This window comes from Hyphomicrobium sp. 01T421 (assembly GCF_056398805.1).
The window spans coordinates 2,294,061-2,318,800 of the sequence record NZ_JBFTQC010000001.1 but is presented as its reverse complement, the minus strand read 5'-3'; the positions used below and the strand labels follow the sequence as shown (position 1 = coordinate 2,318,800).

General features: G+C 61.4%; 16 protein-coding genes. 12 read left to right on the top strand and 4 right to left on the bottom strand.

What is annotated here, in order from left to right:
• Nucleotides 1–58: 58 nt before the first annotated feature.
• On the bottom strand, nt 59–1,828 hold the full coding sequence (locus tag AC1DK3_RS10655; RefSeq protein WP_477192173.1) for a glycosyltransferase family 39 protein: 1,770 nt from the start codon (nt 1,826–1,828) through the stop codon (nt 59–61).
• A 60-nt stretch (nt 1,829–1,888) separates the two neighbouring features.
• Here AC1DK3_RS10655 and pyrE point away from each other — a divergent pair, with 60 nt between their 5' ends.
• Entirely contained in the window at nt 1,889–2,467 is a 579-nt protein-coding gene (gene pyrE, locus AC1DK3_RS10650) for an orotate phosphoribosyltransferase (RefSeq protein WP_477192172.1), read from the top strand.
• Between the two features lie 494 nt (nt 2,468–2,961).
• On the opposite strand, the gene AC1DK3_RS10645 is transcribed toward pyrE, so the two are convergent.
• The gene (locus AC1DK3_RS10645; RefSeq protein ID WP_477192171.1) at nt 2,962–3,633 is read right to left on the bottom strand and encodes a dienelactone hydrolase family protein; all 672 of its coding nucleotides are present in this window, start codon (nt 3,631–3,633) and stop codon (nt 2,962–2,964) included.
• A gap of 165 nt (nt 3,634–3,798) precedes the next feature.
• On the bottom strand, nt 3,799–5,403 hold the full coding sequence (locus tag AC1DK3_RS10640) for a phosphoenolpyruvate carboxykinase (RefSeq protein ID WP_477192908.1): 1,605 nt from the start codon (nt 5,401–5,403) through the stop codon (nt 3,799–3,801).
• Nucleotides 5,404–5,846: 443 nt separating this feature from the next.
• Between AC1DK3_RS10640 and AC1DK3_RS10635 the strand changes: the two genes are divergently transcribed.
• The 5 genes from AC1DK3_RS10635 to AC1DK3_RS10615 all read left to right on the top strand — a co-directional run bounded on the left by AC1DK3_RS10635 (nt 5,847) and on the right by AC1DK3_RS10615 (nt 9,706).
• Nucleotides 5,847–6,551: a response regulator transcription factor gene (locus tag AC1DK3_RS10635; protein WP_092863498.1), complete on the top strand. Its 705-nt coding sequence runs from the start codon at nt 5,847–5,849 to the stop codon at nt 6,549–6,551.
• A 26-nt stretch (nt 6,552–6,577) separates the two neighbouring features.
• Complete coding sequence (locus AC1DK3_RS10630) at nt 6,578–8,422, top strand: stimulus-sensing domain-containing protein (RefSeq protein WP_477192170.1); 1,845 nt, start codon at nt 6,578–6,580, stop codon at nt 8,420–8,422.
• 37 nt (nt 8,423–8,459) lie between these two features.
• Nucleotides 8,460–8,882 carry an HPr kinase/phosphorylase gene (locus tag AC1DK3_RS10625; RefSeq protein ID WP_477192907.1) on the top strand — a complete coding sequence of 141 codons (423 nt, stop codon included), beginning with the start codon at nt 8,460–8,462 and terminating at the stop codon, nt 8,880–8,882.
• A 107-nt stretch (nt 8,883–8,989) separates the two neighbouring features.
• Nucleotides 8,990–9,391 (top strand): PTS sugar transporter subunit IIA, encoded by a 402-nt coding sequence (locus AC1DK3_RS10620; protein WP_477192169.1) that lies wholly within the window; start codon nt 8,990–8,992, stop codon nt 9,389–9,391.
• A 9-nt stretch (nt 9,392–9,400) separates the two neighbouring features.
• Entirely contained in the window at nt 9,401–9,706 is a 306-nt protein-coding gene (locus AC1DK3_RS10615) for an HPr family phosphocarrier protein (protein WP_092863486.1), read from the top strand.
• Between the two features lie 57 nt (nt 9,707–9,763).
• Here the strand turns inward: AC1DK3_RS10615 and AC1DK3_RS10610 are convergent, their stop codons facing one another.
• Nucleotides 9,764–11,176, bottom strand: a complete 1,413-nt coding sequence (locus AC1DK3_RS10610; protein WP_477192168.1) for a TadE/TadG family type IV pilus assembly protein — start codon at nt 11,174–11,176, stop codon at nt 9,764–9,766.
• A 359-nt stretch (nt 11,177–11,535) separates the two neighbouring features.
• Between AC1DK3_RS10610 and ahcY the strand changes: the two genes are divergently transcribed.
• The 6 genes from ahcY (at nt 11,536) to addA (ending at nt 24,706) form a co-directional block, all read left to right on the top strand.
• The gene (ahcY, locus tag AC1DK3_RS10605; protein WP_477192167.1) at nt 11,536–12,945 is read left to right on the top strand and encodes an adenosylhomocysteinase; all 1,410 of its coding nucleotides are present in this window, start codon (nt 11,536–11,538) and stop codon (nt 12,943–12,945) included.
• A 204-nt stretch (nt 12,946–13,149) separates the two neighbouring features.
• A complete protein-coding gene (locus tag AC1DK3_RS10600; protein ID WP_477192166.1) occupies nt 13,150–15,675 on the top strand; it encodes a sensor histidine kinase in 2,526 nt (841 codons plus the stop codon).
• 11 nt (nt 15,676–15,686) lie between these two features.
• The gene (gene tsaE, locus AC1DK3_RS10595) at nt 15,687–17,234 is read left to right on the top strand and encodes a tRNA (adenosine(37)-N6)-threonylcarbamoyltransferase complex ATPase subunit type 1 TsaE (RefSeq protein WP_477192165.1); all 1,548 of its coding nucleotides are present in this window, start codon (nt 15,687–15,689) and stop codon (nt 17,232–17,234) included.
• Between the two features lie 22 nt (nt 17,235–17,256).
• Nucleotides 17,257–17,997, top strand: coding sequence for a nucleotidyltransferase family protein (locus AC1DK3_RS10590; protein WP_477192164.1), 741 nt, complete (start codon nt 17,257–17,259; stop codon nt 17,995–17,997).
• The gene (addB, locus tag AC1DK3_RS10585; protein ID WP_477192163.1) at nt 17,997–21,125 is read left to right on the top strand and encodes a double-strand break repair protein AddB; all 3,129 of its coding nucleotides are present in this window, start codon (nt 17,997–17,999) and stop codon (nt 21,123–21,125) included. Before AC1DK3_RS10590 ends, addB begins: the two co-directional genes overlap by 1 nt.
• Complete coding sequence (gene addA / locus AC1DK3_RS10580) at nt 21,122–24,706, top strand: double-strand break repair helicase AddA (RefSeq protein ID WP_477192162.1); 3,585 nt, start codon at nt 21,122–21,124, stop codon at nt 24,704–24,706. Before addB ends, addA begins: the two co-directional genes overlap by 4 nt.
• Nucleotides 24,707–24,740: the final 34 nt, after the last annotated feature.

Sequence of the window (24,740 nt, the reverse complement as noted above, 5' to 3'; positions counted from 1 at the left end):
TCCCGGCGCCCCAACCGGCAGTGGTCAGAAAGGGACGATTCCAAGGCCAGTCCCACGGTCAGTCGCAGTCGCCTGATTTCTCGGGGCCTGTCTTCGGCGTATTTTCGGGGCACGCGAACTCGCTGGGAATGGTGCACGGCTCTGACGGATTTGGCGAATAGATCCGGAAATGCAATGGGCAGCCGCGCATCACATTATAGGCCGAGACGCAGCCGACAGGCGGCGGGAGGGGCGCGAGCGACTTCGATTGGAGCGTCCAGTTCGTTCGCTTCTTCCACCGGTCCTCGACGATCGTAAGCGTCGGATTTTTGGCCTCCATGCTCTCCGCGAGAGCTTCCGGCAACTGCCGGTCGGGAGGAATGCCAAGCACGAACCGGCCGGATGGTTCGCGGAAGCCGATGAGGGCCGCATCCTTCGTGGGACAGGCCGCAATCGCTTTTGCAAGCTGCTGCGCGGGCCAGATCTTGTCGATACTGGGCAGAACCACGCCGAGCAGCGTGATGGCGAAAAGACCGAGCGCGGCAACACCGACCGCGGCCCAGCGCCGAAGCTGTCCTTCTCGGCCGAGGCGCCCGCTCCAGATGAAGAGCAACGCGATTGCCGCGATGAGCAAAGCGGGAATGACGCCCGGAATTTCGCCCGCGAAAAGATAGACGCCCGCAAAAATCGCAAGCGGCAGCACGGCGAACGTCAAGGGCCAAGTCGAGAAGCCGCTCCATTCCGGACGCTTTCCTGTGCCGCTCTCGCTCGTCACGACAATCGCAACGCCGAGCGCGAGAGCTGGGAACATCGTCTGCACCATGTAGGTGCCGGGCTTCGACGACAGCGCTTCGAGATAGACGAGGTATCCGATCACCCACGCCAGCAGAAACCGCGAAAGCGCCTGGTCCCGGCTTCCCCAGAAACGCTTGAACGCTGAGCCGATCAGCACCGTCCCCGGAAGAAAGCCGAGGACTAGAGCGAGCACGAATGTGCCCGGAAAAGCGCGAAGCTTCATATCTTGCGCACCGCCGAGTGCGGCGAGAAACGCGCGCCAGCCCATCCCGGCAAAAGGCGTTCCGTCCTGGTGTGCACGGATGATCAGCCACGACGCGCCGATAGCGAGCGCGATCGGAACGCCGATGAGCGGCCGCAAACGCTTCAACCACGTCAGATCCCGATCCATCACATAAAGCGCGATCAGCGTCGCGAGGACGAGGATAGGCACGAGCAGAGCATTGATCAGAACGCCGAAACCGAGAGCAACCCAGAAGAGGAGAGCCATCGGATAGCGTTCATCGGGCTTGGTATAGATCCGCGCCAACGCGACCATTGCGACGGTCGCAGGCAAGAGCGATAGCCCCTCCGCGATGGCGAGTTGCGAAACGAGCACCGTCAGCGGCGCGACTGCGAACAGCGCCGACGCGATCAGCGCCGTCTCCGCACCGACCAGCCCGCGCCCCAGCCAGAATAACGCCAGCACCGCAAGCATGACCGCCAGCAATGACGGGATCCGGTAGATGGTGATGTCGCGCGCGAGCGAGTCCCCGGCGAGCCATCCCGCCGCGCCTTGCGCCCAGAACGTGCCTATCGGCCGGTACTGATGGACAACGTTGCCATAACGCGGGTCCGTCCAATCGCCCCGCGCCACCATATCTCGCGTCGTGTCAGCGTAAATGATCTCGGTCCGGTCGACCGCCGGCAGCCGCACGACGCCCGGCAAATAGACGGCGAGGCATAACCCCAGAAGGGCAAGCGATGGTGCCCACGGCCGCGCTGCGATCGTTGCCCACCAGTTCCACATTGCGCGTTGGCGCTCCACCACAATATGCCCTTCGAAACTTGACATGCCTCCGGAACTCGGCTGTTTGCGCATCGAACGCAGAAAACGCAAGGGCTCAACTACCGCATGCCAGTAAAATCGGCTGATCGCACAGCTCGCCGCGCCCGGCTCATCGAGATCATCAAAGAGCGGTCTTTTCAGGAAGGCCCCGCGTTCAAGCTCGCGTCCGGCAAAACGTCGACTTTTTACTTTAACATGAAGCCGACGATGCTCGACAGCGAGGGCGCTTACCTGATCGCGTCACTGATCCTCGATCAGCTCGAAAACGTCGAAGCCGATTTGATCGGCGGCCTCGAAATGGGCGCGGTGCCCATCGCATCGGGCGTAGCCGCCGTTTCTTACACGCAAGGACGAAAGTTGCCCGCGTTCTTCGTTCGCAAACAGGCGAAAGAACACGGCACGCAGGCACTCGTCGAAGGTCTGGCCAAGGGCGAGAGCATGGCTGGCAAGAAGGTCGTTGTCGTCGAAGACGTGACGACGACCGGTGGGTCTGCCTTGAAGGCAGCCGATGCTCTCCGCGCCGCCGGCGCCGAGATCGTCAGCGTCATCACCGTCGTCGACCGCCTCGACGGCGCGGCGGAAACGTTTGCAGCTGCGGGACTGAAGTTCGAACCGCTTCTAACGCTCGCGGATTTCCGGAGCTAAGAATCCCTCCATCGTTCTGCATATCCATCTCCGTCATCCCGGCGAAGGCCGGGATCCATTCAGGCTGGATACTTGCGATGAACGGACCCTTGGACAGATCCCCGCCTACGCGGGGATGACGGTCGGAGGGTGGGTACTGCCTCTGGATTCCCGGCAGGCCGACCGTCAAGTTCGTCTGCTTCCCCTTTCGTCATCTCGGCCAGCACATTCGCGCCTGCGGTCCGCCCGGAGCGAACAGCCTCAGTCGTTTCAGTTGAAGCTTGTCTGTCTGCCGACCTCCGTCGGCAAGACGGCGGTGAGGCGGCTTGCGCGCGCCGGAGCGTAACCAAGCCTACGCTCCGTCATCCCGGCGAAGGCCGGGATCCAGGCAAAGTGCAACGCATTCGCGCTTGCGGTCCGCCCGGACCGAACAGCCTCTGCCGTTTCCTGTTGAAGCTTGTCTGGCTGCCGACCTCCGTCGACATGAAGAGTCGTGCTTTCTGATGGAAAGCGGCTCAGCCTAAATTTTCCATCAGGAATTCACTCGTCCGCTCCCAAGCGAGTTCGGCGCAGTGACGATCGTGCACGGAACGTTGCTCGTTCATGAACGCGTGGTTCGCGTCGTAGCGGTAAAACGCACCCGGCTTGCCCGCCTCTTTCAAGTCCGTCTCGAACGCATCGACCATCGCAGGCGTAATGAAATCGTCGCTGTTGGCGAAATGCCCCTGGAAGGGCACTTTCACGTCAGCTGGCTTCGCGACTGTTGCGGGCGGCAGGCCGTAGAACGAGACGACCGCAGAAAATTCCGGCACGCGGCAAGCGGCGAGCACGGCAACGGCGCCACCCATGCAGAAACCCGATACTGCGACCTTCGGGCTTGCCCGCAATAGAAATTGCCCCGCGCCCCGCACGTTCTGATCCGCTGCATCGAGGAAATTCAGCGAATTCATCTCGGCGTTCGCCGCATCCGCATCGTGATAGGGAATGACGACGCCGTTGTAGAGATCGGGTGCCAGCGCATCATAACCCAAGAGCGCAAACCGGTCGCACAGACCTTTGATCTGATCCTGCAAACCCCACCATTCCTGAATGACGACAACTCCGGGCGCGTTCGCCTTCCCGGCGAGCGACAGATAACCTTCCGCGGTCTTGCCGTCCGGACGGGCGAATGGAATGCGGGTACCCATTTGATGCAGCCTCGTAAGTTCGAGCCGATTGATTGCGCGGCACTTGTTTATGCGCCGCGGCGCAGGTGAGCAATGGCCCCGAGCGACCCAACGCGCACGGCAGACCTTCGCAATTGCCGGCTCAAGGAGATCACAAGCGGAGCGCGCCCTGTCTACGCCGCGCCTCTACTCCGCCGCGACGCTCGGGTGTCCCACGGGGCTCGCTTTCAACACATCGGAATCGACGTATGGCGCGAACTTCGCGAAATTGTCGTGGAACATCTGCGCGAGCTTCGCTGTCATCGCGTCGTAAGCTTGCGGATCGGCCCACGTTTCACGCGGGGTCAACAATTTCGGATCGACCCCTGCGACCGCGACGGGTACCGCGAAGCCGAAAACGGGATCAATCCGCATCGGCTGATCCTTGAGATCACCGGAAAGAGCCGCCTCGAGAAGCGCGCGTGTAACCTTGATCGGAATGCGCGTCCCCTCGCCATACTTGCCGCCCGTCCAACCCGTGTTGACGAGCCAGCAATCGACGCCATGCTGCGCAATGAGGTTGCGCAAGAGATTGCCGTAAACTCTGGGATGACGCGGCATGAACGGCGCGCCGAAGCAGGTCGAAAATGTCGGCTGCGGTTCAGGCCCCATTCCCTTCTCCGTTCCAGCGACTTTCGCCGTGAAACCCGACAGGAAATGGTACATCGCCTGGCTCGGCGTCAGCTTCGCAATCGGCGGCAGCACTCCGAAAGCGTCCGCCGTCAGCATCACGATGTTTTTGGGATGACCTGCGGTGCCGGTCGGACTCGCATTGGCAATCGCGTCGAGCGGATAGGCGGATCGCGCATTCTCCGCGAGCCGATTGTCGTCGAAGTTTGGAACGCGCGTAGCGGGATCGATGACGACGTTCTCGAGCACCGTCGCGAAACGGTTCGAGGCGGCCCAGATCTGCGGCTCAGCGGATTTCGACAGCCGGATCGTCTTCGCGTAGCACCCGCCCTCGAAATTGAAGATGCCATTGTCGGACCAGCCGTGCTCGTCGTCGCCCAGTAGTTCGCGCGAAGAATCGGCCGAAAGCGTCGTCTTGCCGGTTCCCGAAAGACCGAAAAAGACAGCTGAGCTCCCGTCCTGGCCGACATTCGCCGAGCAGTGCATGGGCATGACGTTCTTGCCCGGCAGAATATAGTTCAGGAACGAGAACACGCTTTTCTTGATCTCGCCCGCATAGCTCGTGCCGCCGATGAGGACGATGCGCTTCGTGAAGTTGCACGCGATAACCGTCTCGGAGCGCGTACCGTGATAGAGCGGCGCAGCGCGGAAGCTCGGCAGATCGACGACGGTGAATTCGGGAAGGAAGCCCTCCAGTTCGCTTGGCTCAGGCCGGCGAAGAAGATTGCGAATGAAGAGCGACTGCCAAGCATACTCGGTCACGATACGCGTGTTGAGCTGGTGGTCCTTTTCCGCGCCCGCAAAAAGGTCCTGAACGAAAAGCTCCTTGTGCCGCGCAAAGCTGATGAAGTCGGCGAGCAGACGGTCGAACTCCTCTTCCGTCATGCCGCGTGCGTTGTCCCACCAGATCGCGCCTTCGGTCTCCGCGTCACGAACGATGTATTTGTCTTGGACCGAACGGCCGGTGTGCTGACCCGTCTCGATGACGACCGCGCCACTCGCGGCAAGCTTTCCTTCGCCCCGGCGGACAACGTACTCGACGAGTTCTGCCTCCGAGAGGTTACGGCGAACGCGCTGCGAAGTTAACGTCGGGAACAATTCAGCCATCGATGTCAGCCCCATAAAACAGACGCTGCGGCGCATCTAAGTCTCTGCACCTGCAAAGCAACGCCCGATCGAGTCATTTTGTGCCGCACGAAAGAGGGTCATTGGGCCCAAATGACGCTGGTGGCGAAGGACCTACCATAAACTGGGGCCAATTGGAGGCAGCACGCTAATGTCACACGAAAAAACCGGTAACATAATGTTACCGTTTGAATATTCTGAGATTCGTCTTCATGCAGAGGATGAGTGCAAGAAACGCGGCAAACAAGCGAAATTTGGAAGTTGTGACCACACAAATCCCCCAGTTCGCTTGCTGTTGAGGGCGCGGTCGCCTATTCAGGGGCCATTCAGCCTCCGGCGTCCATTGGACGGGGCGCCACAATTGGTACACCATGCCGCCATAAGCGCCTAATGCTGGCGCGGTGCACATCCGCTGCGGCCGAGGGGCACAAGAGGAACAGATGAAGGAAAAGAGCACCATAGCGCTCGTCGATGACGAGCGGAACATCCTGACCTCCCTGCGGATGGCCCTGGAGGCCGAGGGCTACAAGGTCCGAACCTACGGGGACGGGGTCTCGGCACTCGAAGCGCTGACTGAAGAGCCGGCGGATCTCGGGATATTCGACATCAAGATGCCGCGCATGGACGGAATGGAGCTTCTCCGCCGCGTCCGTCAGCAGTCCGCGATGCCGGTCATCTTTCTGACCTCGAAGGATGAGGAAATCGACGAGCTTTTCGGCCTCAAAATGGGTGCCGACGATTATATCGCCAAGCCGTTTTCGCAGCGGCTCATCGTCGAACGCGTCAAGGCTGTTTTGCGCCGTGTGGCCCCCAAAGACGGCACGACGACGGAAGACGAAGCCAAGCGCGTGCTCGAAAGAGGCAAGTTGAAACTCGATCCTGAGCGTCACACATGCCACTGGGATAACCGGGGCGTCACGTTGACGGTGACCGAGTTCCTGATCTTGCAGGCGCTGGCAACACGACCGGGCGTCGTCAAGACGCGCGACGCCCTGATGGATGCAGCCTACGACGATCAGGTCTATGTGGATGACCGCACGATCGACAGCCACATCAAGCGTTTGCGCAAGAAGTTTAAGCAGGTCGATGACGATTTCGACGTGATCGAAACACTTTATGGCGTCGGCTATCGCTTCAAAGAGTAGGCGGCCGATCAGCCACCGGGGACGGGATGGCGCTCGACAGCAATGACATTGCGGCGGCCGCGACGCTGAGAAGCGCTGCGGACGTTTCCGCGCCTTCGGTAGGCGTGAAGAAACCGAAAATTGATTTCCGTGCCGCGGCCGCGAGAGCGAGCGCTGCGACCGGCCGCTGGCTGTCGCAAAGTTTCATCGGCCGCGTCATCGGAAAAAACCTCAGGCGGCGCATTCTTCTGGCGAACGTCTTGGGGCTCGCTGGCCTCCTGTTCGCGATGCTCTATCTCAGCCTCCATCACGGCTGGCTGCTAGACGCGAAAGTTGACGTCGTAAAAACGGTGTCGCGCATCACGTCGGAGGCGATCGCGTATCGGGCGGTCAATGAGCGCGCGATTTTCGATCCGAACCGAATTCCTGAGAAAACAATGGCAAGAGCCCAGCGCGACGATGCGTTCGCCGCGCTCGAATTACCTATCGATCCGCATCAGGCAGCGATCATTCTGAAAAAGCTTGTGGGCCCGGCGAACCTCAAAGCGCGTATCTATTCCGCGAAGGGCACGTTGATCCTCAACGGCGAGACGCTCTTTTCGAACGACGACGACCCAAAGGCGGAGGCGGTCGCCGCCGATGAACCCGCCCCTCGCCTCAAGAATTTTTGGACCCGGCTCCACTATTGGGTGATCAACAAGGAACTCAAGGTCTATCGCGAGCTCGGAACCGCCAACGGGTTTCTCTATCCGGAGGTGCAGCGCGCCGCGCAGAATGGCGTCGAAACCCCCATTTTGCTGCTCAACCGGCACGGCCAGCAAATCGTGTCGATGGCCGAGCCCATCAAACGCGGCAATAAAATTCTGGGCGTCCTCCTCCTGTCTACAAATCCCGGCGACATCGACGATGTCCTTTGGGACGAGCGTTGGCTGATCTTGCAGATCGCGGCGATGGCGCTGCTGGTCGCGATCGGCAGCTCGCTTGTTCTCGAGAGAACGGTTGCAGGGCCGATGCGTCGCCTCTCGGAAGCAGCCAACCGCGTGACGCAGAATATTTCCGCCCGCGAACAGCTGCCGGATCTCACCGAACGCCGCGACGAGGTCGGGCAGACGGGCCGTGCATTCGTCGCGATGACGAACGCACTTTACCGGCGCATCGAAGCCAGCGAGAAATTCGCGGCCGACGTCGCCCATGAATTGAAAAATCCTCTTGCGGCTGCACGGTCGACCGCCGAAGCCCTCGCCTACGCGCGATCCGACGCCGACCGCACCGAGCTCGTGCAGGAGATTCAGACCGAGTTGAAGCGGCTCAACCGGCTGATCAACGACATTTCGAGCACATCGCGTCTCGATGCCGAACTCGCCCGGCAGGAAATGCAGGCCGTCGATGTCCGCACGGTGCTGGAGAGCGTCAACAGTCTATTCACGGAGATGCTTGCTGACGACACGCGCAGCATCCGCCTGATCGTCGAGCCTGGAACGGCCGCAGCCTACACGGTGCGCGGCAACGACGGGCGCCTCGGCCAGGTCTTCACAAATCTCATCGACAACGCCTTGTCGTTCTCACCGGAAGGTGGAACCGTCACGGTTCGCGCCAAGCTGAACGACAGAAAGATCGAAATATCGGTCGAGGACGAAGGGCCAGGCATCCCGCCGGATAAGCTCGCCCAGATCTTCGATAGGTTTTACAGCGACCGCCCACAGACCGATGCCAAGCGCGGAAAGAACTCAGGCCTGGGCCTGTCGATTTCCCGCGAAATCGTCGTCAGCCATAACGGCGAGATTTTCGCAGAGAACCGTGGATCAGACAGCGTGCAGGCGCCAAGGGGCGCTCGCTTTACCGTCCGTCTGCCGCTGGCGACAGTAGGACCGGGACTTGTCTGGAGAAGTTGAGCGCGTCCACGCGACCGCCATCGCCATTGGCGGCCGTGTGGCTTTGATCCGCGGAGCATCAGGCTCCGGCAAGTCCGATCTTGCATTCCGGTGCCTGGGTCTACCCCCCTCAACGATCGTTCGAGACAAGGTCCTGCTGGTCTCGGACGACCAAGTTGTATTGAAGAAGGAAGGCTCCTTCCTGCACGCAAGCGCCCCAGCTCAGTTGCGCGGCAAGCTTGAAGTGCGGGGCATTGGCATCCTTGAGGTTGACGCCGTCGGCGAAGGGAACGTCGTTCTCGTTGTCGATCTCGTCCGCGACGGCGCAATCGAAAGGTTTCCAGACCCCTGGCAGTTTGCCCATATCCTAGGATTGGACGTACCTGTTATCCGGTTATCGCCCTTTGAGAGCTCAAGCCCGTTGAAACTTGTAGCAGCCATCGACATGGCCCCCCAGCCACGTGTGCAACCAAAGGCCTGAATGAGGACCAGAAACTTCTTGCGCCCGCTCCAAACACTTGCCAATTTCCGCGCCATACGGCGGCGAAACACGAATTTGCCGCACGAGAATGAAATGGCCCGTCGCTCATGATCGGACTTGTCATCGTCACGCATGGCGGGCTTGCGCAAGAATTTCGCAACGCGCTCGAGCACGTCGTCGGCAAACAGCAGTCGCTGGAAACGATCGCCATCGGCCCGGACGACGATATGGAAGCGAGGCGCATGGAAATTTTAAGCGCGGTCCAGCGAGTGGATAACGGCAAAGGCGTGATCGTTTTGACGGACATGTTCGGCGGAACACCTTCCAACCTTGCCATCTCGGTTATGGACGAGACGAAAGCGGAAGTGATTGCCGGCATCAGTCTTCCCATTCTGGTGAAGCTTGCCAGCATTCGCGGCGACACGCCGCTCGACCAAGCTGTCATCATGGCGCGCGACGCCGGCAAGAAATATATCAAGGTCGCGAGCCAAGAGCTTTCCGGCRGCTGAGAACAAACAATGCCTGAACTGGTCAACAGTCTGAAACCGGAAGCCGTCGTCATCATCCGCAACGTCAAAGGCCTGCACGCACGGGCCTCGGCGAAGTTCGTCAAATGCGCGGAAAGCTACGAGGCGCACGTCACGGTCACGCACCACGGCAATTCCGTCGGCGGAACATCGATCATGGGGCTGATGATGCTCGCCGCAGGTCCTGGATCCGAACTCCACATCGTAGCCGAAGGTCCGCAGGGCCCCGAAGCACTCCAAGCGCTCGTCCGATTGGTCGAAGCGGGCTTCGACGAAGAGTGCGTCGGCGACGCCTGATCCGCACTCGGCGGCCGGCTCCCCGTAAGGGGAGTCGCCGAGTGCAGAAAAAACCCCTCACTGAGCAAGATAAAGCGTCGAGATTTTCAGCGCGATATCGCGGAACGCTGCCTTAAGCGCATCACCGGTCGTCGAGTTGTAGAAGTGATTGATATCGGTCGCGCAGCTCTTCAGCGTGTCGATCGCTGTCTGGTTGTCGAGTTGGAAGCCAACCGTATAAACCTCGATACCCTTCGCCTTCATCGCAGTGCACTGGGACACCGCCTGCGCGCTTGAGCACACGGCGTTCGCCGCATTCGGGCATTTCGTTAGCGAGCTCGAATCATCCGGAACACCATTCGTCGTGTACTGAGTGTTGTATTCGCCGTCCGTCATGAGGACCGCAATCTTCTTCAGCTTATCCGTGCCGTAAGCAGCCGGCGTACTTGAAGAAGCCCACAACGAAGTCCAGTTGGGAGCCAGCATATACCAAGCCCAGGCAGTACCGATATGCCCGGCCGTGCTGCCGGCGGTTGCAAGACCGGTTATTTTTGCGAGCAGCGAAGTCTTATCACTTGTAAGCGGAAGAACCTCTGCAGTCGCAGCAACGTCGCAAGTCGGACTGTACGTCGTCTTGTTATTCTTTGTCGAAGAAGTGTTATGCACCATCACGTACTGGCCCGACTGAGGTGCAGCGTCGGTATATTTCTGCGTACCGGTGCGTTCCACGACGCACGGATAGGTTGTCGTCGTCGTACCCGTCGCCTTCTTGAAAGCGGCGGCCGGAAGACGAACATCGTACGCGAACGGAACGATCGCGATCTTCGACGTGAACTTGCTCTGGTCTTTCCAAACGACGATGTTGACGAGATCGCTGGCCGCGGCCTTCATATCCGTCAGCTTCTGGCCCTTCATCGACCCAGTGATGTCGAGCATCATGCTGACTTCGAGGTTCAGCTCCGCATTACCCCCGACCGCAAGAACGGCCTTGGCATAATCGGACCCATCGGCATGCAGAAGCGGCAAGGTCTTCACGCCGGCCACGCTCATGAACGGTGTCGAGATCTGGGCGTTGCCGTTCGAGATTACTGCCGTTCCGCTGTCGGTGACGGCAAAGTTGATGGTATCGGACTGGGGAACGACCGAGATGCGGCTTTGAACGGCCTGATTGTAGAACGCCTGCGCCACCTTGATCGCGGCAGCCTGGTTGCCACCGTTGGTCTGAAGTGCACGAGCGCCGGCCAGCACCGCTGCGTCTGTCGCTTCGAGCGTTTGACTGCGCGCGTTGACGAGCCGGCCGTAATCCACCGCCAACCCGATCAACATGACGAGAACGACCGTCATAAGACCGAACAGGATCGCGACGTCGCCTCGCGAATCGGCGGCGAACCGGCAAAAAGCCGTCCCCCTGCGGGAACGCTCCGCAGGGACATCCCCCGACTTCCAATAACCGCACAGCGCACGCCGCAGCGAAAAAGACGCGAACTTCATAGGCCGACTCCGGTGAATACTTTGAAGTCAACCTGCGGCCTTGTTGATTTAAGTCGAATTAATGCGACATGCCGAGTTGTTATCGAGATTAACTGTAGATTTACTTCATGAACTCAATTTGAGATAAACTGTATGCTTTAAATTTACTTTTCGTTTACGCGCGAGACCTCCTTGCCGCTGCGTCTCAATCGACGCTCGGCAGGACATAAAGACTTGCTTATATGTTATTGCGTGAGGGGCCCGAGTTCGATATAGCAACGCGCAACGACAGTTTGCGCGGCCCGACAGGCCAAAGCGTGCATGTTCACGCACCACGCAGCCCTCCGCATTGCAGGCGCATCCATGAGGAAAAGAGCCCTATGAGCACGAAATTCACGGATTACATCGTCAAGGACCTCAGCCTCGCCGACTGGGGCCGCAAGGAAATTGCCATCGCCGAGACCGAGATGCCCGGCCTCATGGCGACGCGCGAGGAATACGGCTCTTCCAAACCTCTGAAGGGCGCGCGCATCGCCGGCTCGTTGCACATGACGATCCAAACCGCCGTCCTGATCGAGACGCTGGCAGCCCTCGGCGCCGACATTCGTTGGGTCTCGTGCAACATCTACTCGACCCAAGACCACGCCGCGGCAGCCATCGCAGCTGCCGGCATTCCCGTATTCGCGTGGAAGGGCGAAACCCTCACGGACTACTGGGACTACACGCGCAAGCTCTTCGAGTGGAACGACGGCGGCATGCCGAACCTGATCCTCGATGACGGCGGCGACGCAACGATGTTCGTGCACCTCGGACTGCGCGCAGAGAACGGCGACACAGCCTTCCTCGACAAGCCCGGCTCGGAAGAAGAAGAGGTGTTCTTCGCCCTTCTGAAGAAGACGTTAGCTGAGAAGCCCAAAGGCTGGTTCGCGTCGCTCGCGAAATCCATCAAGGGCGTGTCGGAAGAGACGACGACCGGCGTTCACCGCCTTTATGAAATGCAGAAGAGCGGCAAGCTCCTCTTCCCGGCAATCAACGTCAACGACTCCGTCACGAAGTCGAAGTTCGACAACCTCTACGGCTGCCGCGAAAGCCTCGTCGACGGTATCCGCCGCGGCACCGACGTGATGATGGCTGGTAAGGTCGCGATGGTCGCGGGCTTCGGCGACGTCGGCAAGGGATCGGCTGCCTCGCTCAGGAACGCGGGTTGCCGTGTGATCGTGTCCGAGATCGATCCGATCTGCGCACTGCAGGCCGCGATGGAAGGCTACGAAGTCGTGACGATGGAAGACGCCGTTCCGCGCGCCGACATCTTCGTAACGGCAACGGGCAACAAGGACATCATCACGATCGAACACATGCGGGGCATGAAGGACCGCGCGATCGTCTGCAACATCGGCCACTTCGACAACGAGATCCAGGTTGCCGGCCTCAAGAACTTGAAGTGGAACAACATCAAGCCTCAGGTTGACGAGATCGAATTCGCGGACGGCAAGCGCATCATCCTTCTCTCGGAAGGCCGCTTGGTGAACCTTGGCAACGCGATGGGCCATCCTTCGTTCGTCATGTCCGCGTCGTTCACGAACCAGACGCTGGCGCAGATCGAGCTGCACATCAACCAAGGCAAGTACAAGAACGAGGTCTATACGTTGCCGAAGCACCTCGATGAGAAGGTCGCAAGGCTCCACCTCGCCAAGATCGGCGCCAAGCTGACGAAGCTCAGCCCCGATCAGGCCTCCTACATCGGCGTCAAGCCCGAAGGCCCCTTCAAATCGGACCATTATCGCTATTAATGGCCGAGTTCCGCTTAGACGGGATCGAATTGCGCGGCGCCAGGGGAACACTCTGGCGCCGTTTCATTTTGTGGCACCCGCCGCGGTAGCGGCGAGGGCTCCAGCACCCCATACTCGGAGTGATTCGTGCCGCAAGGCCCGGACTCCCATTGGTGTGCCCGCGCATGGTGTGCGGGCCGCTTCAATGAGCTACAACGGAATTAAATGCGCACGACGCCCGGCCAGAACCGACGGTTGACGACCCGGCTCCAGCTGGCGCTTCTGCTGCTCGCGGCAATGGCCTGCGTCGCCACTATGCTCGCTGTCTTCGTGGGCGGCCATCAAATCGAGGCGAACCAGCTCAGCGAACGTCAGTTGGCCGTCGTCGGCATCGTCGCCGCGACCGTGTTCATGGCGGGCCTCATCATCTGGCACATGGGCAGCGTCGCCCGCAAAGAAGCCGGCAAGGCCAAAGCCGAGAGCCAACATCTTCGCCGCAACCTCGCGGCAGCGGACGCGATCATCCGCGCAGAGCCCCAGGTCCTCATATTTTGGGAGCAGGGACAGGCTGTCCGCATCGCCTCTCATACGCTGACTGGAATTCCCGGCCTTCCAGAGCAACACGCAGAGATCCTGCGCTTCGGACAATGGCTGCAACTGGCATCCGCCGACACGCTGAAGACGTCGCTCGACATGCTCTTCACCAATGGCCGTGCCTTCAGCATCATCGTGAAGACCATCGCCGCCGCCGCCATCGAAGCGGAGGGCCGCGCCGCCGGCGGACGCGCCGTGCTGCGCTTCAAGGATGTGTCGACTTACAAAGCTGAGATCGCGAGGATCGACGAGCGCCACGCCTCACTCACGCGGGATATTCACTCGAGCCGCGCCCTTCTCGACACTCTTCCCATGCCCGTCTGGCTGCGCGATCCGGGCAACCGCCTCATCTGGGTCAACAAGGCGTACGTCAAAGCGGTCGAGGCCGACAGCGAACTCGAGGTCTTGGACCGCCAGATCGAATTGCTGGAAACGCGCCAGCGTAAGCATGTGCTGAAAGCCGTCGGCGCTGGTCAAAGCTATCGTGCGCGTGTTCACCTCATCGCGGGTGGCGAGCGCAAACCGCACGACATCGTCGTCATACCCGTCGACGGCATGATGGCCGGAGCGGCGATCGACGTCACGGACATCGAAACCGCGCAAGGCGAACTCGATCGCCAGGTTGAGGCTTACGACCGGACGCTCGACCGCGTGGAAACTGCAGTCGCGCTGTTCAATCGCGAGCAGAAGCTGGTTTTCTACAACGCCGCTTTCACAAAGCTTTGGTCGCTCGATCCGGAATGGCTGACGACGCGCCCGACCGACTCCGACTTCCTCGACCGCCTGCGCGAGATCGGCGTCCTGCCGCCGGTCGTCAGTCATAGGGATTGGAAAGCTCAGATCCTCGCTGGCTACCGCTCCGGCGCGCCGATCGAAGACATCTGGCATCTGACGGACGGACGCATCGTCAACGTCATTGCCGAGCAGCGTCCCGATGGTGGCGTCACCTATCTCTTCGGCGATGAGACCGACCGCCTCGCACTCGAAGCCCGCTATAACGCCCTGATCGACGTGCAGCGCGAAACGCTCGAGAGCCTCAAGGAAGGCGTCGCAGTATTCGGCACGGACGGCCGCCTCAAGCTGTTCAACCGGGCCTTCTGCGGGATTTGGCAAATCCCCTCCGGCAAGCTTAAAGAGCGCCCGCATATCGGCGAATTTGTTGCCGCGGTTCAAGACCTCTGTCCCGACGCTGGAACGTGGATGCGCATCGGCCGCGCCGTCACTGCATTCCAGGACGAGCGCGAGACATTCGCAGGCCAGATGATCCGCGCGGACCATGTCGTCGTCGACTACGCGCTGATGCCGCTACCCGATGGCGGAACACTGCTGACGTTCGCCGATGTGACGGATGCCAAGCGTGCCGAGCGCGCCCTCGTCGAACGCAACGAAGCACTCATCGCCGCCGACCGCCTGAAGACGAACTTCATCGGCCACATTTCTCACCAGTTGCGAACGCCGCTCCAAAGTATCAACGGCTTCTCCGAATTGCTTGCCGACCCCATGTTCGGCCAATTGAACGACAAGCAGAGAGAATATCTTTCCGATATCAGAGCGTCGTCGAACACGCTGCTCGCAATCATCGACGACATCCTCGATCTGACGACGATCGAAGCCGGCGGACTCGAACTCAAAGTCGCGCCGGTCGGTGTGCGCGCGATCATCGACGCCGCCATTCTCGGCATTCGCGAGAGCGCGGTCCGTTCGCGCCTCACGATCGATATCGCGGTCGCCGACGACGTGACGGAAATCATGGTCGACGAAGCGCGCATGCGTCAGGTGCTGTACAATCTCCTGTCCAATGCGGTCGGCTTCTCGAAGATCAACGGCACCGTGTATCTCGCCTGCTGGCGGCAAGCCGGAAACATCTTTTTCAGGGTCGATGACGCCGGCATCGGCATCCCGAAAGATCAGATCGGCAGTGTCTTCCAGCGCTTCGAAAGCCGCAGCCACGGCTCCGAGCACCGTGGCGCAGGTCTCGGCCTTTCAATTGCCAAAAGCCTCGTAGAGCTTCACGGCGGCAATATCGAAATCACCTCGGAAGAAGGTCGGGGAACACGCGTGGTCGTTCGAATTCCAGAGCGGGCAGTCTCTGCCACCCCGCCCCCACCAGCCAATGGCAACAGAGACAGGCTGGCGGGCGGCGAGCGCGCAGCATAAAACCGAGCGCGATGATAAATCCGGCATTCTCATTCAACGACCTGACGGAAGGCGACGTCTCGCGAGTGGCGCAAGAAGTCGCGTTCCTCGTGCAGCCCGGAGATACGTTGGCGCTGGAGGGTGATCTCGGCGCCGGCAAATCGACCTTTGCGCGCGCCCTCATACGAGCCATCTCGGGCAATCCGTCGCTCGAAATTCCAAGCCCCACCTTCACCCTGGTGCAGGCCTACGAAACGCCGCGTTTCGACATCGCACACTTCGACCTCTACCGTCTTTCCGACGCGAGCGAGATCGATGAACTCGGTCTCGACGCCGCCCTTACGCGCGGCATTGCCGTCATCGAATGGCCGTCGAAGGGTAACGACCGCATTCCACACGAGCGGTTCACCATTCGCTTCGACGAAACAGGCGCGCCGGACCGCAGAAACGTCAGCATCGGCACGCCAGCCGATTTCGTAGGCCGCCTGGAGCGCTTCACCACGATCCGGGATTTTCTGGCGCGCGCAGGCTGGGGCGAAGCGTCGACGGCCTTCAGCTATCTGCAGGGCGACGCCTCACCGCGCCGCTACGCTCGCCTTCAGAAAGCCGACGGCACGCGCGCAATCCTCATGGATTCACCGCAGCGGCCTGACGGTCCACCGATACGCGACGGCAAGTCCTACAGCGCCATCGCGCATCTCGCGGAAAGCGTCAGAGCCTTCGTCGCAATCGACGGTGCGCTCGCAGCCAGCGGACTTTCGGTCCCGCGCATCCTTGCCGAGGATCTCGCGCAAGGTCTTCTGATCATCGAGGATTTCGGCGACGAAGTTTTCGGCGCTGAAGTTTCACGAGGTCGCGATCAAGCCGGGCTCTGGAAGCGCGGCGTCGACACGGTGATAGCCGTGCAGAGCACTCCACCACCGTCACGCATCGCGCTTTCCGATGGCTCGACGTTCGCTCTCCCCGAAGCCGACGAGGGCGTGCTGGAAATCGAAACCCAGCTGCTTCTCGATTGGTACTGGCCGGCGCTCCACGGCGCGCCTGCACCCCAATCGGCTCGCGACGCGTTCACGGCGTTATGGAAGAGCACCTTCGAGCGTGTGTTGAGCCAGCCGAAAACATGGCTGCTCCGCGACTTTCATTCGCCAAATCTGATCGCACTCGACGACCGGCCGAGCCCCCGCGACGTCGGCATCATCGATTTCCAGGATGCCATGATCGGGCCCGCTGCCTACGATCTCGTATCGCTGCTTGAGGACGCACGGGTCGACGTTCCGGAAAACCTGGAAAAACAACTGCTCGACCATTACATCGCGGCCAATTCCTCCCGGAACCCGGAATTTAACGAGCCCGAATTCCGCTTCAGCTACGCCGCACTAGGGGCACAACGAAATACCAAAATCCTCGGCATCTTCGCGCGTTTAGCTATGCGTGACGGGAAAAGGGCGTACTTGGCCCATATGCCACGGATCTGGGGGTATCTCGAACGAGACCTGCAGCATGAGGCTCTCGCCGGACTGAGAGCATGGTATGACGCAAACCTGCCTCGGAGCCTGCGCGCAGAAGCCCTGAAGATCTAACCCGATTTCGGAGACGCTTCACATGACGTCCGCCAAGCGCCCCACCAGCGCTTTCGTACTGGCAGCCGGCAAAGGCGAGCGCATGCGGCCGCTGACCAATACCCTGCCGAAGCCGCTCGTGCCGCTCGACGGCAAGCCTCTGATCGATCACGTGCTCGATCGTCTAGCCGCCGCGGGCATCAAGCGCGCCGTGGTCAACGTTCATTACCTCGCCGACAAAATCGAAAAACATCTGGCGCACCGCTCCGCTCCGAAAATCACCATTTCCGACGAGCGCGACAAACTCCTCGATACGGGCGGGGGCGCGTTGCATGCGCTGCCGAAGCTCGGCGACGGACCGTTCGTCATCCATAATTCCGATTCAGTGTGGATCGAAGGGCTGGGCTCCAACCTCGACCGCCTGCTGAGCGGTTTCGATGAAAACCTAATGGACAGCCTCATGCTCGTTGCGCCTCTCGCCTCGAGCATCGGCTACGACGGTCCCGGCGATTTCCAGATGGACGCGACGGGCCACCTGACGCGCCAAACCGGCCCGCGCCTTGCGCCGTTCGTCTTCGCCGGAGTTTCGATCACCCACCCGCGTCTGTTCGAAAACGCGCCGAGCGGTCCGTTCTCATTGAACAAACTGTGGGATCGCGCCATCGACAAGGGCCGGCTTTATGGTCTCCGCCTCGAAGGCATTTGGATGCACGTCGGCACCCCCGATGCTCTCAAGGAAGCGGAAGCCGCGCTCAGAGCACCGCTGACGACGAGTTCCGATTGATGTCCGGCAACGTTTTTACATTGCCGCTCGGAGTGCCGTTCCTTGAAGCGCTCGCACGCGCGATCTTGAACGGCGATCTCCCGGCCGCCGGTGGCACGCCGCCCGGCATTCTGACGCTTCCGAAAATCACGCTCCTGCTTCCGACACGCCGCGCGGCACGCGTCGCGCGCGAAGCTTTCCTGGCCGTCGCGAACACGCGTGCGCTGATCATGCCGCGCATCCAGCCGATCTCCGAAGGCGAAGGCGACCTCTCGCTGATCACAAGCATTGCGGAACTAGGTCCATCCGGCGCGGAAGCGCTGGAGCAACCGCCCGCGATCAATGCACTCGACCGTATGCTGACCTTGATGCAGCTCGTCGCGCGGTGGCGCCAGTCGATGGCGGAAACCGCCTCGCAATCGGGGAACACCACACTCGGATCGACGCCGGCACAAGCAGCCCAGCTCGCCGCCGAACTCGGCAAGCTGATGGACGACATCGAACGCGAGAACGTCTCGCTGTCTGGCATCCAAACGCTCGTTCCCGAAGCCTACTCCGAGCACTGGAACAAGACGGTCGACTTCCTGAAGATCGTCACCGAGTACTGGCCGCTCCATCTCGAGGCGCACGGCTTGACGTCGCCCGAAGCCCGCCGCAACGCGCTGATCCTCGCCGAAGCCGATCGCATCGCGCGGCTGAAACCCGACGAGGTCGTGATCGTCGCGGGCGTCACGGGCTCCATCCCTTCAACGGTTACGTTGATGCGGGCCGTCGCCGCCCACCCCTCAGGCGCCATCGTCCTTCCCGCTCTCGACCACACGCTGGACGAGGAGAGCTGGAACCAGATCGTGCCGCTCCACCCGGAGCACCCGCAGTTCGGCTTGCGGAAGCTACTCGACGGCCTCGGCATTTCGAGAAGTGACGTGAAGACATTGCCCGGCGTCAACGTCGACGCGGCCCGCACCGCGCGCTCAGCGTTTTTCAGCGAGGCGATGCGGCCTTCCGCAACGACCGCGCGCTGGCACGAATTTGCAGCCAATGCCGACCGCGAAAAACTTAGAGAAGCGCTTTCCGGCGTATCCTTGATCGAAGCGCCATCGGCGCAGGACGAAGCCGAAACCGTTGCGCTGATACTGCGCGAAGCCATCGAAATGCCGGGTCGGACCGCCGCGCTCGTTTCGCCGGACCGATTGCTCGCGCGCCGCGTCGCGATCCGTCTCGAAGCCTGGGGCATCCGTGTTGACGACAGCGCCGGACGGCCGTTCGCGAAAACCGTTCCGGGCGCTTTTCTGGCTCTCGTCATCAACGCGGTCGTCAGCGATTTCGCACCCGCCGAGACGATGGCGCTGCTGCGCCACCCGCTGTGCCGCGCCGGCATGAAAACCTTCGATATTCGCCGCTTCGCGCGCGCGCTCGAAATCAGTGCCTTCCGCACGGCCTACCTCGGCCGCGGCGTGGAAGGGATTATCGCGGCACTCGATACGGCCGAGCGCGACGACGGCGAAAAGAAATTCATACACGTCGCCGCGCGCCGCCTGTGGGCCGAAGACCGCGAAGGCGCGCGCCTCCTCGTCACGAAGGTTGCGGAAGCTTTCAAGCCGCTGACCGATCTCTACGCCGATCAAAGCCCGCACACGCTCGCCGATTTCGCCCGTGCCCATGCCGAGAGCGCCGAAGCTCTAGCCGCACTGCCCGAGGATGAAGCGTCCACATCCAACGGCCAGAACCCGCTTTGGCAGGGTGAAGCCGGCGATGCCGCCAGCCGCTTCTTCATGGAGCTTCTGAAACCCGAAACACCCGACGTCGAAATACGCGCCACCGATTACGCCGATCTCTATGCGACGCTGCTCGCCAAGGAAAACGTCCGCGAGCGCACTGCGGTGCATCCGCGCATTGCGATCTGGGGCCCCTTCGAAGCGCGCCTGCAGCAACCCGATGTGCTGATCGTCGGCTCGCTGAATGAAGGCACCTGGCCCGAAGCGGCCGAGCCCGGCGCTTGGCTCAACCGGCCGATGCGGACGGAGCTGGGGCTTCCCTCACCCGAGGAGGAAACCGGCCGCGCCGCCCACGACTTCGTCTCGCTTCTCGGCGCCGAGACCGTCTACCTGACGCGCGCCGAAAAGGTCGGCGGCGTGCCGACGGTGCCGTCGCGCTGGCTGATGCGCACGACGGCGCTCCTAAAAGGCATGGAGCTTTTGCCGGCTCTCGAGGCGGACAAACCTTGGCTGGCTTGGGCGCGATCCAGAGACTTTATTGATAAGAAAAATGAGATTCGCGTCGATGCGCCGGAGCCCAGACCTCCCGTCGATGCACGTCCGCGAAAATTGAGCGTGACCGAGATTGAGCGTTGGACGAGCAATCCCTACGCGATCTTCGCACGCCACGTCCTGAAGCTCGATCCGTTGCCGGAGCTCGGTGCAGCGCCGGACGCTAGTCTCCGCGGCGGACTGGTGCACAGTGTCATGTCGCAATTTGCGACCGAGTATCCAAGCGCGCTGCCCACGGACCCGCGTGCGGAGTTGGAACGCATCGCCACCACCGTACTCGAAACCTACACGGGGCATCCCCGCGTCGCCGCCTTCTGGCTGCCGCGCCTCAAACGCTTCCTCGCATGGTTTGCGATGACGGAGGCATCGCGGCGCGACGGCGTCCAGGCAATCATCGCCGAGACGTCCGGAAGGCTTGTCCTCGACACGGGCATCAAACCATTCACGCTGACCGCACGGGCCGATCGCATCGACGATAAGGGCGCGGCCATTATCATTACCGACTACAAGACGGGAGCCGCGCCGAGCGACACAGCCGTCAAGGCGGGACGCTCGCCGCAGTTGCCGCTCGAAGCCGCAATCGCGCTCGGCGAAGTCGGATTTCCGCACCTCAGCGGACACACCGTCGAAGCGTTGCGCTACATCCGCGCTTCAGGCGCCGAGCCGCCCGGCGAAGAGCGGACGATCAAATGCGACGACGTCGCAGCACTCGCTGCCGAAGCGCGCGCGGGACTTGAACAACTGATTACCGCGTTCGATCGCGTGGAAACGCCCTACCGCGCCATCCGGCGGCCCGGCTATCGTTACGATTTCGATGCGTACGCGCATCTCGCGCGCGTTGCCGAATGGTCGGCACACGTCGACGAGGAGGCAGCGTCTTGAACCTCGAAATCAAGAAGACCTCGCCCGAAGACATCCGCCGCTTCACCGATCAAGCACAGAGCGACGCTTCCGCCCCGCAAAATTCAGCCTGGGTCAACGCCAACGCCGGAACCGGCAAGACACACGTTTTGACGCTGCGCGTATTGCGCCTGTTGCTCGCCGGAACGCGTCCCGAGCGCCTCCTCTGCCTCACCTTTACGAAGGCGGCCGCGGCCGAAATGTCGAAACGCGTTTTCGACCGTCTCGCCGGCTGGGTAACGGCCGATGACAATACGCTGCACAAAGACCTTTCCAAGATCGTCGGCCTGCCCGCCTCCGTCGACTTGATGCAACGCGCCCGAACGCTCTTCGCGCTTGCCATCGAAACGCCCGGCGGCCTCAAGGTGCAAACCATCCACGCCTTTGCCGAGCGGCTCTTGCAACGCTTCCCGCTGGAAGCCGGCGTGCCACCGGATTTCAAGATCCTCGACGACCAGGCCGCCCGCGAACTCAAGGCCGACGCGATCGAGGCGACGTTGACCGAGGCGACCGGCGCACCGAATGCGTCGCTTGGAAAGGCGCTCGATTTCGTCATTCGCTACGCCGCCGACGCGCATTTCGATCAGCTTATTTCCAAGGCGGTCGAGGAGCGTAAGTGGCTCGAAGCCACCGCCCACGTCGAACCCGGCAGGATCGAAGACGGGCTCGCGGCGATGGATGCTCACCTTCGCAAAGAACTCAACGTGCGCGCGGCCGTCGCGGTCGCCGATCTTCATACCGAATGCGCGAACGTTCTCTCGAAGGAAGACGTCCGTGAACTGTCCGAACTGCTCGCGTCCGGCGGCAAAACGGATGCCGGCCATAGCGCAAAATTGATCGCCATGATGGCGCACGCCGAGCCCCAGCGCCGCGCGCACGTTCTCGGCGATTACTTTCTCGTCGATAACGGAGAAGCGCTCCGAAAGAGCCTCATGTCGAAGGCCCTTTCCCAGGCGAAACCGGGCCTGCATGATCGCTGCCAGCAAGCGCAGCAGAATTTCTTCAAGCTGTCTCAGGAATTGAAAGCGCTGACGCTCATCGACGCGTCGCTCGCCCTTTATCAGCTCGCGGGCTCGGTGCTGAGGCGCTACGCGGCTGCACGCAATTCCGCCGGCGCGCTCGATTTCGACGATCTCATTCTGAAAACCCGCGAACTTCTGACGAGCAAAAAAGGCCAGGCGCAGTGGGTGCTTTTCAAGCTGGACGGCGGTCTCGATCATATTCTCGTCGACGAAGCGCAGGACACGAGCCCCGAGCAGTGGGAGATCATTTCCGCACTCGCGCACGAGTTCTTCGCCGATATGGGCGCGGGCGCGGTGACTCGCACCGTTTTTGCCGTCGGTGACGAAAAGCAGTCGATCTATTCGTTCCAGGGCGCCGCGCCGAAGATGTTCGCCGAAATGGGCCAGCGCTTCGCAACACTCGCGACCGGCGCCAATCTCGCATGGAGACGCGTTCCCCTCACGCTCTCATTCCGTACCGTCGCGCCCGTACTGGCGGCCGTCGATCGCGTGTTTGCCGATCCGGTGCGTACGCCCGGATTGACCGCCGACAACGGCAGCATCGACCACGTCGCCAACCGTATCGGGCATGCGGGCTTGGTCGAGATATGGCCGACCGAGATGCCCGACGAAACGGTCGTCGCCGATCCGTGGAACCCGCTTTCCGATACGAACGAGCGTTCGCCCGCTAACCGGCTCGCGGATCGCATCGCAGATACGATCAAGGGCTGGATCGACGCCGGAGAACGATTGCCTTCCGAGAACCGTCCCATTCGCGCCGGCGATATCTTGATCCTCGTGCGCAAGCGAAACCCGTTTGCGGTGCCCATGGTCGCGGCACTCAAGCGGCGTCACATCCCCGTCGCAGGCTCGGACCGGGTCAGGCTGACGGATCAGATCGCAGTTCAGGACCTGATCGTCCTCGGCGACTTCTTGACCTTGCCTGAAGACGATCTGGCGTTGGCAACCGTTCTGAAGGGCCCGCTCTTCAATCTCAACGACGACCATCTCCTCGAAATCGCGCATGGCCGCAAACGGACGCTGTGGTCCGCACTGCTCGAAAGCGCCGATACGAATTCCGCATTCACGGACGCAGCCGAAACGCTGAAGCGCTGGCGCGCCAAATCCGACTTCACGCCGCCCTTCGAATTTTTCTCAGGCATTCTCGATCGCGACGGCGGCCGCGAGAAAATGCTGAACCGGCTCGGGCCCGAAGCCGCCGACGTCATCGACGAATTCCTCGATCTCGCGCTCTCCTTCGACGAAAGCAATCCACCGTCGCTTACGCAATTTCTAGCGAAGCTTCGCGACGCGAACCCAGAAGTGAAGCGCGACATGGAGCACGGCCGCGATGAAGTTCGCGTCATGACCGTGCACGGTGCAAAAGGCCTCGAGGCGCCGATCGTCCTCCTTCCCGACACTTGCACCACGTCGTCCGGTGACGACGCATCTTCGCGTCTCGTGAAACTTGCCGCACGTTCGCTTGCGGAGGAATCCGCCGAAGCGATCGTCTGGTGCGTCAAGGGCACCAATCGCGTTCCGGCCGTCGAAGGGGCGCGAAGAGAAAAGGAACAGGCCGACACGGAAGAGCGCAATCGCCTCCTCTACGTCGCCATGACGCGAGCCAGGGACAGGCTCTACATCGCGGGCTTCGAAACCAAGCGCGGTCGCGCCGATGGCTGCTGGTATGACGTGGCGTCTGCTGCGTTGATCCCTGCCATGGAGGAAATCGATCTCGGCGACGGCAAGAAAATTTGGCGCATGGAACGGCCGCAAATAGCGGATCCCGAAAAGCCGAAGCACGAAAAGCGAGCCGAACAGAGCGCGTTTGCCCGGCCCGGCTTCGCAACGCGCCGTGCGCCAGCCGAACCGAAACTTTCCGTGCCGCTCGCGCCCTCTCGTCTGGAACCCTATGCACCCGATGCCGAGGGCGAGCCGCGCGTTCCCGTCAAACAGGACGCTGCAGCGACGAACGACACGCCCTCGCCGCTCGGTGTCGGCGGCGCCAATCGGTTCTTACGCGGAACGATCACGCACGCGCTCCTTCAGCATCTGCCCTCGATTGCTATTGACCAGCGCGAGATGATCGCGACCGCCTTCGTCGACAAACGCGGCGCAGCTCTTCCCGCGAGAGTGCGCGCGAGCATCGTGAAGGAAACGCTGGCCGTTTTAGAGCACCCGAGTTTCGCCGCGATCTTCGGAGCCGACAGCGTTGCGGAGGCGCCGATCGCCGCCGTCATACCGCGGCCGAACGGTAAGGGACCTGCCCTCGATTTATCGGGCCAGATTGATCGCTTGGCGCTGACCGAAGGCGAAGTGCTCGTCGTCGATTACAAGACCAATCGCCCGCCGCCAGCCGACGTCCGCCAAGTTGCAGACGCCTATCTTTATCAGCTTGCGGCATATCGGCTGGCTCTTCGAGAAATCTATCCCGGCCGGATGGTGCGGGCCGCGCTGCTCTGGACGGACGGCCCCCGACTCATGGAAATTCCGGGCGACGTCCTCGATCTTTATACGGTCCGTCTTTGGGACCTCGATTGGGGGAGCCTTGACGCTTCCTGACCTAATCCCTACTTCATGGATCAGTTTTTCTTTT